Origin of the sequence: Streptomyces sp. NPDC012510 (assembly GCF_042955065.1) — a bacterium.
Classification (GTDB): domain Bacteria; phylum Actinomycetota; class Actinomycetes; order Streptomycetales; family Streptomycetaceae; genus Streptomyces.
Map to the genome: position 1 here is coordinate 55,493 of NZ_JBIBEN010000036.1, position 12,678 is coordinate 68,170.

Genomic DNA, 12,678 nt, shown 5'->3' on the forward strand with positions numbered 1-12,678 from the left:
GGCAGCACATGAGCGCCACACCCGACCCGCGGCTGAAGGCCGAAACCGTCACCGTCCGGCCCCTGGCCGCCTTTGACGAGACCGTCCGCGTTCTGGGCTCCAAGAGCTACACCAACCGTTACCTGGCCATCGCCTCCCTTTCGGGACAGGAAACGGTCATCGACAACGCGCTGCTGTCCGACGACACCATCTACCTCGCCGGCGCCCTCAAGGCCTTCGGCCACGTCACCTGCGACATCGACCACGCTGCCGCCCGCATCCGCGTGACTCCCACCGGCAGGCCGATGCGCGCACCGCAGGAGGAGATCTTCGTCGGCGGGGCCGGCACACCGCTGCGCTTTTTGATCTCCATGGCCGGGCACGCCGAGGGCACCACCGTCATCAACGGCAACGCCCGCATGCAGGAACGTCCGATGGGCGACCTGCTGAAGGCGCTGCCGCCGCTGGGCGTGGACGCCACCGCCGTCCGCGGGAACGGCAGCCCGCCCGTCCGGGTCGTCGGCGGCTCCTTCAAGGGCGGCGCCACCACCATCAGCGGCGCCGTCTCCAGCCAGTTCACCTCCAGCCTGATCATCAACGCGCTGCGCGCCCAGACCGACACCGAGATCACCATCAGCGACGAGCTGATCTCCAAGCCGTATGTGGAGATGACGCTCGCGGCGCTGAAGGAGATGGGCGTCAGCGTCGAACGCGACGGCTACCGCCGCTTCACCGTCCCCGCCGGGCAGCAGGCCCGCGGCGGACAGGTGACCGTGGAGCCGGACGCCTCGGGCATGTCGTACTTCCTGGCCGCCGCCGCCATCCTCGAATCCCGGGTGACCATCCCCGGCATCGGCGCCGGCTCCCACCAGGGCGATGTCCACCTGGTGGAGGCGCTCGAGCGAATGGGCTGCCACACCCAGGTCACCGACACCGACATCACCCTGTCCGGCGGCCGGCTGCGCGGCATCGACATCGACATGGAAGCCATGCCCGACGTGGTGCCCTCCCTGGCCATCGCCGCCGCCTACGCCGAGGGCACCACCCGCATCACCAACATCGCCTCCCTGCGCGTGAAGGAGTGCGACCGGATCGCCGCCGTCACGACCGAGCTGCGCAAGATGGGCATCGACGTCGAGGAACACCCGGACGCGATGTACATCACCGGCGGCACCCCGCACGGCGCGGTGATCGATACCTACGACGACCACCGCATCGCCATGACGTTCGCCATCGGCGGCCTGCGCACCGAAGGCGTGGTCATCAAGGACCCCGGCTGCGTCGCCAAGTCCTTCCCCACCTTCTGGCAGACCCTCGACGCCCTTCACCCCTCCCTGGAGAGCACCATATGAGCCCCTCTGAGGCGGCGTTCGCCGGGCCGGGCATCGTGCTGGTGCTCGACGGCTGGGGCCACGCGCCCGCAGCCGACGACAACGCCCTGGCCCTGGCGCACACCCCGGTCCTGGACGAGCTCGTCACGCAGTTTCCGAGCACGCTGGCCGACGCGTCCGGCGAAGCGGTCGGCCTCCTTGCGGGCACGGTGGGCAACTCCGAGATCGGCCACATGGTCATCGGTGCCGGACGGCCTTTGCCGTATGACAGCCTGCTGGTCCAGCAGGCCATCGACACCGGCACCCTGCGCGCCCACCCCCGGCTGGGCAGCGTCCTGGAGAAGACGGCCGCCACGGGGGGCGCCCTGCATCTGATCGGGCTGTGCTCGGACGGGCAGATCCATGCCCACGTCGATCACCTGGGTGACCTGCTGGCCGCTGCGGCCGCCCACCAGGTGAGCCGCGTGTTCATCCACGCGATCACCGACGGGCGGGATGTGGCCGACCACACCTCGACCGCCTACCTGGAGCGGGTCGCCGAGCTCGCCGACCGCGCCGGGGCGGGGCAGATCGCCACGGTCATCGGCCGCGGGTACGCCATGGACAAGGCCGGCAACCTCGACCTCACCGAGCAGGCAGTCGCCTTGGTCGCCGACGGCCGCGGGGCAGCGGCCGACAGCGTGCAGCAGGCAGTGGCCGCTTCCGCGCGCGGCGACGAATGGGTGCCCGCGAGCGTGCTCACGGCGGCAGGCAACGCCGCCATCGCCGACGGGGATGCGGTCGTGTGGTTCAACTTCCGCAGTGACCGCATCCAGCAGTTCGCCGACGGCCTGATCGAGCACCTGACGGGCAGCGGACGCTCGGCGGGCATGCTCAGCCTGGCCCAGTACGACACCCGCGCCGCCATACCCGCTCTGGTCGAGCGGGCGGATGCCTCCGGCGGCCTGGCCGACGAACTCTCCGCGGCCGGGCTGCGCAGCGTCCGCATCGCCGAGGCCGAGAAGTTCGAGCACGTCACCTACTACATCAATGGCCGTGACGCCACGATGCGCAGTGTCGAGGAGCATCAGCGGATCGCGGGCGAGGGCAAGCCTGACTACATCGCGCGGCCGCAGATGAACCTCGGCCGTGTCACCGCGGCCGTCATCGAGGCTGCCGGCCGCCCGGACATCGATCTGGTCATCGCCAACCTGGCCAACATCGACGTGGTGGGGCACACCGGCCATCTGGCCGCCACCGTCGCCGCATGCGAGGCGACCGACGCCGCGGTGGGACAAATCCTCGACGCGGCCCGCGACAGCGGCCGGTGGCTGCTGGCCGTCGGCGACCACGGCAACGCCGAGAAGATGACCAAGCAGGCACCCGACGGCACCACCCGCCCCTATGGCGGTCACACCACCAACCCGGTGCCCGTGGTGATCGTGCCCGCAGGCGCCGGCACGCCGGCGCCGGTGCTCCCTGAGACCGCAACGCTCGCCGACGTCGCTCCCACCGTCCTGCATCTGCTGGGACACAAACCCGGATCCGCCATGACAGGAAGGCCCCTGCTGTGAGCCCGCTCGTCCCCACCCCGGTCCAGGCCGTCTGGGCTGAAGCGCCTGACCTGACCGGCTGCGCGAACTCCGCGCACATCGCAGCCGCGTTCGCCGAGAACGCCGTGGTCCGCACGCTGGACGCCGACGGCGCCGAGGCCGTCCTGCGCGAGGTAGCCGACCGCTCCCGCGCGGTTTTGGGCCTGCACAACCCGTCCGATGGCGAGGTACGCATCCACCTGCCGTCCCTGCTTCCCGAGTACGCCGCGCAGGCCTGGCACTTCGTCAGCGGGTCCATGTGCACCAGCGACGCCGGCGGCGGACTGTGTGTCCACCTGGCGCCGTCCGCTCACGTCTGGCTCACCGCAGCCGTGAGGGAGGGGAGGCCTCAAAGCCCAGGACGTTGATCCCGGCTACCCGCATCGAGGTGCCGGCACATGAACCGCCGGCACACCTGCGCCAGATCCACAGATCCACAGATCCACAGATCCACAGATCCATTGCAGCCTGCGCGGGCAGCCCCTTCGGGTGCCGCCGTCCCGCGTTCTCTTTCAGGGCACCGCCAACCCCGAAGGATCTGACATGCATGAACTCGTTCGCGCCTTAGTGGCCGCTTCGACAGCGGCCACCGGCCCGGTCAGAGCCATCCCCGAATCTGCCAGCACCACATCTGCCGGCGCCTCCCAGGCCACGGCACCATGTGATCGCCTGTTCAACCACCTGCACGGCAGCCGTTGTCTGCCTGCTCTTCCTTCCTTCCAGCCTCACGATGACGGCCCTGTCCGCCACGGGCACCGCCCTCGGCGGACCGATCGCTGTCAGCCACCGCCGATGGCGGCGTCCCCAGGGTTCCCTGGCGCCGGCCGCGGCCTTGAGCGTGCCGGCCGGCCCTCCCCCGGAGGCACAGCCCGGCACGTCGGGGCGGCCTGGCCGGCCCTGCCCCGACCGTCCGAATAGTGACTGTCCGGGGGACGTTGCAGGTCCCACCCCAGGAGCCCACGCACACCACGGTCCCGCTTGAAGAAGGAAGAGCCGTACAAGTGTTCACCATGAAGCGCCGCACCACCTACCTCACCTCAACCGCGCTGCTCGTCATGTCGGTGGCCGGCTGCGCCGGCAGCAAAGCCGAAGCAGGCAGCGGTGCACTGCAGGTCAGCGGGTCGACCACGGTCGCACCGGTAGCCGCAGACGCAGCCGAAGTTCTCAAGGCCGACGGTCTCGACATCACCGTGGCCACCCAGGGTGGTTCCGCCGGCGGCATCTCCCAGCTCGGCTCGGGCCAGATCAGCATCGCGATGAGCTCCAAGCCCTTGGCAGAGGAGGACAAGACCGCCAATCGCAACGCCGACTTCCACCCCGTCCAGATCGGCGCGGACGCCGTGGGCGTCATCGTCACCAAGGAAGTCGCCGACGGCGGCGTCAAGAACCTCACCAAGGCGCAGGTACGCGACCTGTTCGAGGGCAAGATCACCAACTGGTCCGAAGTCGGCGGCCCGGACCTGGAGGTCTTCGTCTACGACAAGGAACCCGGACGCGGCACGCGGGAAGTGCTCGACAAGTACATCTACGGCGACAAGAAGGCCCCGCCGCCGCCGAAGTCGAACAACTTCGCCATCGTGGGCGGCAACCTCGAGACCCGCAACAAACTGGAGTCCACACCGGGCGCGGTGGCGCCGCTGTCCACGAGCTTCGTCGAAGGACGTGACAAGCTGGCCGCGGTGGCGCTGGACGGCATCGCAGCGACCCCCCAGAACATCGCCACCAGCAAGTACCCCATGTCCAGGCCTCTGTTCCTGATCACAGACGGTGAGCCGAAGGGGACGTCGAAGACGTTCATCGACTATGTCCTGTCTGCCAAGGGCCAGGCGCTGATGACCAAACACGGCTACCTGACGCTCAAGCAGATCGGGAAGTAGCCGATGGCCGTCGAAACACTGGCTCGAAAACCCGTCGCCCCCAAGGCGGGCATCCGCCCACGGGCCTCGAGGTGGGTCTGGGGCTGGGTGTATGCCGGGGCGTTCGCTGTGACAGGCCTGCTCGTGACCGTCGTGGGGTATCTCGGGGCGGGGGCCACCAGCGGCCATGTCGGCTGGCTGGACCTGCTGACCAAGGCGGCGTGGAGCCCGCCCAACTCCCTCTTCGGCGGCCTGGCGATGATCTACGGCACGGCCGTCGTGTGCGCACTGGCGCTCGCCCTCGCCGTGCCCGTCGGCTGGGCAGCGGCTCTCGCCCTGTCGGAGTACCTGCCCTCACGCGTGGCCCGGCCGCTGCGGATGTGCGTCGAGCTGCTCGCCGCCGTCCCGTCCATCGTCTACGGCCTCATCGGCATCATCGTCATCCGTCCCGTCATCGCGCAGATGGCTGACGTACCGGGCGGCGACAGTCTCGCGGCCGCCGGCATCGTCCTCGCCGTCATGATCACACCGACCATCGTGGCCGTCAGCGTCGATGCACTGACCGCCGTGCCCGACCGCTACCGCGAGGCCGCCTTCGCGCTCGGCTTGACCCGCCGCGAAGTGATCCGCTCGTCGGTGCTTCCGCTCGCGCGGTCAGGCATGCGGGCAGCCGTTCTGCTCGGCCTCGCCCGAGCCCTCGGTGAAGCCATCGCGGTGTTCCTGGTCGTCGGCCGGGCCGACGGCCACCTGCCCACCAGCTTCGGCGAGTTCCTGGACTCGCTGGTCCATCCCGGCCAGACACTCACGACGAAACTCGCCGGCCCCGAACCCGTCCTGGCCGGAACCTCCGGCCCCTACTTCGCCGCCCTGTGCGGCCTGGGCATCGTCCTGCTGGCGCTGGTGGCCGCGGCAACGATCTGGGGCACCCGGGAACGACGCCAGCGCACCACCAGCAAGCAGACTGCCCGCTACCGCAGCACACCGCGGCTGCGGGTGCAGCGGGACCGGCTGATGATGACCCTGCGGCTGGGAGCCCTTCTGCTGCCCAGCGCCCTCCTGGCCGCGATGATCGCTCTGCTGGTGACGCGCGGAAGCGCCGCCTTCAACCCGTCCTTCTGGTTCACCGGGGCGACAGGCGCGGCCGGAGGAGGCGTACGCGACCAGATCGTCGGCACCGTGCTGCTCACCGTCACCACGGCCGTGCTGGCCCTGCCGCTCGGATTCGGCGCCGGCATCCTGATCGGCGTCCATGCATCCGAGCGCATGGCGCGCCTGCTGCAGACGCTGACGGTCGTCCTGGGAGGAGCACCGACCATCCTGCTGGGGCTGGCCGGATTCGTCATCTTGTCCACCACCATGGGATGGGGCAGATCCTGGCTGGCGGGCGCCATCGTGCTGGTGCCCGTCGTCGTACCCGTGGTCGCTCTGACCGCGGCAGCCCGCGTGCGCAGCCTGCCGCCCGAGCTCACCGAGAGCGCCATGTCGCTGGGGCTGACCCGGGCACAGTTCATCCGGTCCGTCGTCGTCCCCTACACCTGGCCCGCCACGGTCACCGGCCTGCTCCTGGGCCTGGCCCGCGCTGCCGGCGAAACCGCTCCCCTGTTGTTCACCGCCACGGTCTTCTTCGGCGCTCCCACCGTTCCGAGCGGCATCGTGGAATCGCCGGTGCAGGCGCTGCCCACCCACATCTTCACTCTCTCCCAGGACTCCGGTGACCCGCAGGCCGTCACCCAGGCATGGGGAAGCGCCATGGTGCTGGTCCTGATCACTGCAGTACTCCTCAGCGCGGCGGTCTGGCTGCGCAACCGCTTCGAAGGAGAGCGATGGACAGCGTAATCACCGTGCGCCAGCTACGCGTACGCAGCCGTGACAAGACCCTGGTCGGCCCTGTCTCCTTCAGCCTCGAGCACGGGTCCACCGCCGGTCTGTGCGGGCCGTCGGGCGCGGGCAAGTCAACCGTCCTGCGCGCCCTGGTGGACCTGCTCCCCCGCGGGCTGACCCGAGAGGGCGACCTGCAGGTGCTGGACCGGTCGATCGCGCCCGGCAAGGGAGACGCCGATCTCAGGGCCAAGATCGTCCTCGTTCCGCAGACGCCGGTCGTGTTCGGGGGCAGCATCCTCGACAACGCCCTGTTCGGCCTGCGGCACGTCCTGCGGGCCTCCCGGGAGGTGCTGCGGGAACGAGCTGAACAAGCTCTGCACGAGGCGGGGCTGTGGAAGGAAGTCGCCGACCGGCTCGATTCACCGGCCCAGAACCTGTCAGCGGGACAGCGGCAGCGGCTGTGTCTGGCTCGTGCTCTGGCGCTGGAACCGGCCGGGCTGCTCCTCGACGAGCCCACCAGCGCGCTCGACGAACGCAGCCGGGACACAGTCGAGCAGTCCATAGCGGCGCTGCACGGCCGGCGGGCCGTGCTTCTCGTCTCCCACGATCCGGCGCAGGTGGAGCGCCTGTGCGACACGACCGTGCACCTGGACCAGCCGGTGACGGCATCCCCCGCGGCCGCGGTCTCCTGACCGCCTCACCTCCTGGGAGGGCGCCCCAGGTGTCCTTGAAGCTGCTTCGGCCCGGTCCCGCGGTGCTTGCATCAGCGCGGCACCGGGCCGAAGGCCTGTAGCGGGCCGGTTGTCAGTGTGCTTCCGCCCGTTCCTTTTGGTGCAGGATCTGCAGCAATGACGCACGGACCCCGTGCCCGAGGCGGTAATAGACGACGCGTCCCTCGCGGCGGCTCTCGATCAGGCCCATGGAGCGAAGCCGCTTGAGGTGGTGGCTGACCGTCGACGCGGACACCTGTACGTCGCACAGTTCGTGCACGGGCACCTCGGCGCCTCTCAGCGCGGCCAGGCGGATGAGCAGCTGCAGGCGCACGGGATCGCCGAGCGTTTTGAACACGCTGGCCCACCAGGCTGTGTCCGCTTCGCTGAGCTGCAGACATTCTCCCTGGCAGTCAGTGTCCGACCCGTGGTGGTCCATGTCGTCTCCTCACCCCAGCGTCCCTCTGGGGAGATGTCGATGGGCGAGGCACGCCCACGGGCCCGAGTTGTGCCTGCGGTGCCCTGGGCCACCGACTGGTGCGCAATGCTCAGACCGTCTGCGACAGCAGGCCGGCCATGCCGGCCAGCACACCGGGGGCCACCCGGTAGTACACCCAGCTGGCCCGCCGCTCCGACTCCAGCAGCCCCGCCTCGCGCAGCTTGCGCAGGTGATGGCTGACGGTGGGCTGGGAGACGCCGACGTCCTGAATGTCGCAGACGCAGGCCTCGCCGTCGGGCTGTGCGGCGATCCTCGAGAACAGCCGCAGCCGCACCGGGTCGGAGAGCGCCTTGAACATGGCGGCGATCTTCTCCGCATCGGCGGCCGACAGCTCTTCTCGCCCCAGCGGCTGGCAGCACCGCAAAGACGTGGCGACGTCCAGCATGCCGGAGCCCGAAGCCAACTTAGACATGCCTCTATGTTGACAGTTATCTAATCATCTGCCAAGAGTGAAGCGGAACCCGGGCACGGCCGACCAATAGATTCGATGAACCTCTATGTTGACGGCTATCTATTCCGGGGCCATGCTGGCTGCATAGACAGACATCGAACCACCTGCTCGTAGCATCGGCTGCAGCGCCTCAGTCGCTGGCGGCTCCGGCTCCGCACCTGCTGCCCCGGCAGGCGGGAGCCCACTCCCACTCCCCCAGGAGGACGCCGCATGTCACGCATCCAGCTCGCCCTGCGCGTCGGCGACCTGCCGGCCGCCATCACCTTCTACAGCAAGCTGTTCGACGCCCAGCCCGCCAAAGTCCGCGACGGCTACGCCAACTTCGGCCTCACCGACCCGCCCCTGAAACTGGTCCTGATCGAAGGGACACCCGACCAGGACACACGGCTGGACCACCTCGGCGTCGAAGTCGACTCCACCGCCGCCGTGCACACCGCCGCGGCCCGCCTGGCCCAGGCAGGCCTGGCCACCAGCGAAGAAACCGACACCACCTGCTGTTACGCCCTGCAGGACAAGGTCTGGGTCCACGGCCCCGGCCGGGAACCCTGGGAGGTGTACGTCGTCAAGGCCGACGCCGACACCCTGGCCAAGCAGCCCGCCAGCGCCTGCTGCGCCTCCTCCCCCGCCGGCTCTCCCGAGCAACGGCAGACGAGCGGAAACTGCTGCTGACCGCACATGAGACAGCTCACCGCCACCTCCCGCGCGGCCGCCGCCCGATCCGGCCAACCGCAGCGGCCGCGCGCAGCACTGCCCGCCCTGTGCCTGACCCAGATCACCAGCTGGGGCATCGTCTACTACGCCTTCCCCGTCCTCAACCCGCAGATCACCACGGCCACCGGCTGGAGCGCGGCCACGACCACCGGCGCGTTCTCCGCCGCTCTGCTCGTCTCCGCCGTGGCCGGCATCCGTATCGGCCGCATCCTTGACGCCCGCGGCCCCCGCACCGTCATGACCGCCGGCTCCGTCGTGGGCACAGCCAGCCTGATCATCATCGCAACCGCGCCCAACCTGGCCCTGTTCACCATCGGGTGGCTGCTGGCCGGGCTCGCCATGGCCTCCACCTTCTACCAGCCGGCTTTCGCCGCACTCACCCGCTGGTGGGCCCCCGAGCACATACGTGCCCTGACCATCGTCACTCTCGCTGGAGGCATGGCCTCCACCGTCTTCGCCCCCCTGACCGCCCTGCTGGCCAGCCACTACGGCTGGCGGCACACCTACCTGATCCTGGCCGCCGTCCTCGCCGCCGTCACCGTGCCCGCCCACGCCCTCGCACTGCGCGGCCCCTGGCCGCCCGCCCCGGCCCGCACAGCAACCGGCAAGGCCCTCAGCACGGCCGCCATCGCCCGCAGCCGTCCCTTTCTTTTCCTGGCCGCAGCCCTGACCCTGTCGGCGTTCGCGATGTACGCGGTCGTCATCACCCTCGTCCCCCTGCTGCTCGACCGCGGCTATACCGCCGCCCAGGCCGCCTGGGCCCTGGGACTGGGCGGAGCCGGACAGACCCTCGGCCGCACCCTGTATGCCACTCTGGCGCGCCGAAGCTCGCCGACCCTGCGCGCCGCTGTCCTCATCGGCATGGGCGGATCGGCCACCGCCGCCTTCGCGCTCATCCCCGGGCCCTACCCCCTGCTGGCCGCCCTGGCCGTCCTCGCCGGCACCGTCCGCGGCAACCTGACCCTGCTGCAGGCCACCGCCATCACCGACCGGTGGGGCACCCACCGCTACGGCCGCCTCTCCGGACTCCTCGCCGCTCCCGCGACCACCGCCTCCGCACTGGCCCCCTTCGCCGGCACCGCCCTGGCCGTCCCGCTCGGCGGCTACCCCCACCTGTTCGCCGCACTCGCTCTCCTCTCGGCCCTCGCCGCCGTGATGGCCTGGCAGACCGCCCCCACCGACGGCCCACGCTGAGAAGCCCGAGCCGCAGCCCGGAGCCAGGCGCGCCACTCAGCACCGCTGACGCTTCGGCAGCGAACTCGTCCCCGCGCATACGAAGGAACGCCCAGACTCGCTGCCCTGTCGCAACCCACTGCGGCAGGCGCACGGCCTGCTGACCGGAGCGGGGACCCTTCTCTGTCTGTCCAGAGGCGCTTTGCGCCAGTGACCCTGCCGGCGGCGCCAGCCGCCGGCAGGGTCACCGGCGCCAGCGGCGAGCCGCCGGACACCAGGTGAATTCACAGTGCGTCCATTTTTGATCGCACATCAGTGATCACCCAGCGTCTATGGTTGAACGGTGACTCTCATAGAGCTGCAGGCGTCGGAGGACGGATTCCTCGAAGGCGGCTCGTGCGGACCGGGACTGAACTGCCAGCCCCTGGACCGCACGGAGGCCGAGCAACTGTCCGCGATCCTGAAATCCATCGCCGATCCCACCCGGCTGCAGTTGTTCCGGCTGCTGGAGCAGGCCCCCGACGGCGAAGCCTGCGTGTGCGACCTGGCAGACAGCCTGGGACTGCGCCAGTCCACCGTCAGCCACCACCTGAAGATCATGACCGAGGCCGGGCTGCTGGACCGGGAACGACGCGGCACCTGGGCCTGGTTCTCCGTCAACCACGACGGGCTGCAGCGGATCCGATCCATCCTGGACCCGGCACCCCGCGCTGCATGCGACTGACCGCTGCTTCGGGCCGGTGACGGCACACCCGGTCGGACGGACGGACTGCCCGTCCTTGAGCTGACGGATGGCCCCGCCAGCGACAGCGCTTCCTCCCCTGCCCGCACGGGCCTGCGTGATCCACACGATCCTGCTCAATTCCCTGCCAGCCACACTTATGCGGCAGATGCATGAGCCGGAGGAGCCCCGCAAGGGCGAGGCGCCGGTTCTGCGACGACGGCCTCGGCGAACGGGGTACAAGCAGCGGAGACGCACCACCCCCGCGCCGTGCGATTGCGGCACAGCCACGCCGCGCACCATCCAGCACCCTCTCCAGCGGGCAACCCCCACATCACGTGAGACCGCTCAGAGCCCGCCAGCGGATGCTGCGCCAACCGCTGCACAACCGTCCGAGAGCAACTGATGTCAGTCCGGAACAAGTTGCGGTATGCCTGCCAGGTCAGAAAGCCGCTGCCCCAGAGAACCCGCAGCTCACATACTTCCGAGAAGCGTCCGCCTGCTGTTGAAGCATCGCAGGTCAAAAGGCGCTCAGAGGACTAAGATCACTTCATTTGCTGCTGGTCGTGACCCGCAGTTCAGAGAAGACCTCTGGGTTATGAGCCCAGCAAGCTACCGAGCTGCTCCACCCCGCGTCGGTGACGCCACTCCACACGGGGCTCAGGAGGCCAGCAGGACGAGCCGTAGACGATGTCCCGGCCAGCCGGGCCCACTACTCGTAAGCCATCGCGTCAGATGGTCCGCTGACCGCCCGTGCGAAACGCCGTCACCAGGAGCGTGTCGGCGGCGCGCCCCGGTCCGTCGGGCAGCACCTCGGTACTGACCCGGGTGAACCCGGCCTCGTCGAGAAGCATGGTCCACACGGGCTCCTGGAGTACCCAGCGGCGCATGAGCACCACCGTGCCGTCCTGCGTCTTCGAACCGATCTCGGTGTGCCGCACTCCGGGATGGGCCGGCGCGCCGCCGAGGTGATGGGCAAGGGTGGCGAACACCAGCCGCCCGCCGGGGCGCAGCGCGCTCACCGCCGCGGGCAGCAGTTCGCGCGGCTCGGTGAAGTCGACGGCGCCGAAGACGCTGTAGAGCACGTCGTAAGTGTCGGCGCGGTCCTCAGGTGGGCCAGCGCGTCGCAGTGCGCCAGGCTCAGCCGCGGGGCGAGGTGGCCGTACAGGTCGCCGGCCATGGCGTGTTGGGCGGGCGAAGCATCGATGGCGACGACGCAGGCGGGTCGGTGGTGGACCGCCAGATGGGCAGCGTGCCGGGCCGCCCGGCACCGAGATCGCCCACGCACCGGCTGGTGACGTTGCCGACGAGTTCCGCCCCGGGCCCGCCGTCCTGGCCCCAGTCCCAGAAGAAGCGGTCGGGCACGGCACGGTCGGTGGTGTGCCGGGTGCGGCCGTAGCGATGCCAGAGATCTACCGTGCGAGTCACCCGGCCCATCCTGGCAGGCGCCGCCGACTGTCGTGTGAGGTCTCAGGCCTCAGTTGACATTTCTGACACATCAGATTGTTGGCAGGCTCAAGACTTACTGGACAGGGCTGGGCAGCCGCGGTCCGGAGCCGGTCGGCCGAACCGGTGGCAGTCTGTGCTGTGGTGGACGAAATCAGGGTCCGTCTGGGTCGTCCGCGTTCGGGTCGACGTTCCATCGCCGGGGTAGGTCTGCGTCGCAGAAGACGCAGACGAAGTAACCTTCTCGCACGATGTTGTGCTCCTGGCAGGTGGGACACCGGCGGAAGACCACTGCGTGTGTGAAGTAGCCCGGGTGAAGCTTCCCCTTGATCGTGGACACCTGGAGACTGGGATCTTGAGGTTCCAGAGGAAGTAGCACCAGGTGGGAAGCAAGTACACGAAGCGGTAC

General features: G+C 69.6%; 13 protein-coding genes. 9 read left to right on the plus strand and 4 right to left on the minus strand.

Annotated elements, in window-relative coordinates; genetic code table 11:
* Positions 1-8: 8 nt before the first annotated feature.
* The 6 genes from aroA (at position 9) to ACFY9I_RS40015 (ending at position 7,250) form a co-directional block, all read left to right on the plus strand.
* Positions 9-1,331, plus strand: a complete 1,323-nt coding sequence (gene aroA, locus ACFY9I_RS39990) for a 3-phosphoshikimate 1-carboxyvinyltransferase (protein ID WP_391011773.1) — start codon at positions 9-11, stop codon at positions 1,329-1,331.
* Positions 1,328-2,863 (plus strand): 2,3-bisphosphoglycerate-independent phosphoglycerate mutase, encoded by a 1,536-nt coding sequence (gpmI, locus tag ACFY9I_RS39995; protein ID WP_391011774.1) that lies wholly within the window; start codon positions 1,328-1,330, stop codon positions 2,861-2,863. Before aroA ends, gpmI begins: the two co-directional genes overlap by 4 nt.
* Positions 2,860-3,249: a hypothetical protein gene (locus ACFY9I_RS40000; RefSeq protein WP_391011777.1), complete on the plus strand. Its 390-nt coding sequence runs from the start codon at positions 2,860-2,862 to the stop codon at positions 3,247-3,249. Before gpmI ends, ACFY9I_RS40000 begins: the two co-directional genes overlap by 4 nt.
* Positions 3,250-3,891: 642 nt before the next feature.
* On the plus strand, positions 3,892-4,758 hold the full coding sequence (locus ACFY9I_RS40005; protein WP_391011807.1) for a substrate-binding domain-containing protein: 867 nt from the start codon (positions 3,892-3,894) through the stop codon (positions 4,756-4,758).
* 3 nt (positions 4,759-4,761) lie between these two features.
* On the plus strand, positions 4,762-6,573 hold the full coding sequence (gene pstC, locus ACFY9I_RS40010; RefSeq protein WP_391011780.1) for a phosphate ABC transporter permease subunit PstC: 1,812 nt from the start codon (positions 4,762-4,764) through the stop codon (positions 6,571-6,573).
* Positions 6,561-7,250: an ATP-binding cassette domain-containing protein gene (locus ACFY9I_RS40015; RefSeq protein WP_391011783.1), complete on the plus strand. Its 690-nt coding sequence runs from the start codon at positions 6,561-6,563 to the stop codon at positions 7,248-7,250. Before pstC ends, ACFY9I_RS40015 begins: the two co-directional genes overlap by 13 nt.
* Before the next feature lie 112 nt (positions 7,251-7,362).
* On the opposite strand, the gene ACFY9I_RS40020 is transcribed toward ACFY9I_RS40015, so the two are convergent.
* Positions 7,363-7,707 (minus strand): metalloregulator ArsR/SmtB family transcription factor, encoded by a 345-nt coding sequence (locus ACFY9I_RS40020; protein WP_391011786.1) that lies wholly within the window; start codon positions 7,705-7,707, stop codon positions 7,363-7,365.
* Between the two features lie 109 nt (positions 7,708-7,816).
* The gene (locus ACFY9I_RS40025; protein ID WP_391011789.1) at positions 7,817-8,179 is read right to left on the minus strand and encodes a metalloregulator ArsR/SmtB family transcription factor; all 363 of its coding nucleotides are present in this window, start codon (positions 8,177-8,179) and stop codon (positions 7,817-7,819) included.
* A 249-nt stretch (positions 8,180-8,428) separates the two neighbouring features.
* On the opposite strand from ACFY9I_RS40025, the gene ACFY9I_RS40030 reads away from it, so the two are divergent.
* The 3 genes from ACFY9I_RS40030 to ACFY9I_RS40040 all read left to right on the plus strand — a co-directional run bounded on the left by ACFY9I_RS40030 (position 8,429) and on the right by ACFY9I_RS40040 (position 10,826).
* Positions 8,429-8,887, plus strand: a complete 459-nt coding sequence (locus ACFY9I_RS40030) for an ArsI/CadI family heavy metal resistance metalloenzyme (protein WP_391011792.1) — start codon at positions 8,429-8,431, stop codon at positions 8,885-8,887.
* Positions 8,888-8,893: 6 nt separating this feature from the next.
* On the plus strand, positions 8,894-10,123 hold the full coding sequence (locus tag ACFY9I_RS40035; RefSeq protein WP_391011795.1) for an MFS transporter: 1,230 nt from the start codon (positions 8,894-8,896) through the stop codon (positions 10,121-10,123).
* A 322-nt stretch (positions 10,124-10,445) separates the two neighbouring features.
* Positions 10,446-10,826, plus strand: coding sequence for a metalloregulator ArsR/SmtB family transcription factor (locus tag ACFY9I_RS40040; RefSeq protein ID WP_391011798.1), 381 nt, complete (start codon positions 10,446-10,448; stop codon positions 10,824-10,826).
* 728 nt (positions 10,827-11,554) lie between these two features.
* On the opposite strand, the gene ACFY9I_RS40045 is transcribed toward ACFY9I_RS40040, so the two are convergent.
* The gene (locus tag ACFY9I_RS40045; protein WP_391011801.1) at positions 11,555-11,908 is read right to left on the minus strand and encodes a hypothetical protein; all 354 of its coding nucleotides are present in this window, start codon (positions 11,906-11,908) and stop codon (positions 11,555-11,557) included.
* A gap of 55 nt (positions 11,909-11,963) precedes the next feature.
* Positions 11,964-12,251, minus strand: coding sequence for a hypothetical protein (locus ACFY9I_RS40050; protein WP_391011804.1), 288 nt, complete (start codon positions 12,249-12,251; stop codon positions 11,964-11,966).
* Positions 12,252-12,678: the final 427 nt, after the last annotated feature.

What these genes read in the sequence shown, in the direction of transcription:
- aroA (WP_391011773.1), top strand. Translation starts at nt 9, where the DNA reads ATGAGCGCCACACCCGACCCGCGGCTGAAGGCCGAAACCGTCACCGTC.
- gpmI (WP_391011774.1), top strand. Translation starts at nt 1,328, where the DNA reads ATGAGCCCCTCTGAGGCGGCGTTCGCCGGGCCGGGCATCGTGCTGGTG.
- ACFY9I_RS40005 (WP_391011807.1), top strand. Translation starts at nt 3,892, where the DNA reads ATGAAGCGCCGCACCACCTACCTCACCTCAACCGCGCTGCTCGTCATG.
- pstC (WP_391011780.1), top strand. Translation starts at nt 4,762, where the DNA reads ATGGCCGTCGAAACACTGGCTCGAAAACCCGTCGCCCCCAAGGCGGGC.
- ACFY9I_RS40015 (WP_391011783.1), top strand. Translation starts at nt 6,561, where the DNA reads ATGGACAGCGTAATCACCGTGCGCCAGCTACGCGTACGCAGCCGTGAC.
- ACFY9I_RS40020 (WP_391011786.1), bottom strand. Translation starts at nt 7,707, where the DNA reads ATGGACCACCACGGGTCGGACACTGACTGCCAGGGAGAATGTCTGCAG.
- ACFY9I_RS40025 (WP_391011789.1), bottom strand. Translation starts at nt 8,179, where the DNA reads ATGTCTAAGTTGGCTTCGGGCTCCGGCATGCTGGACGTCGCCACGTCT.
- ACFY9I_RS40030 (WP_391011792.1), top strand. Translation starts at nt 8,429, where the DNA reads ATGTCACGCATCCAGCTCGCCCTGCGCGTCGGCGACCTGCCGGCCGCC.
- ACFY9I_RS40035 (WP_391011795.1), top strand. Translation starts at nt 8,894, where the DNA reads ATGAGACAGCTCACCGCCACCTCCCGCGCGGCCGCCGCCCGATCCGGC.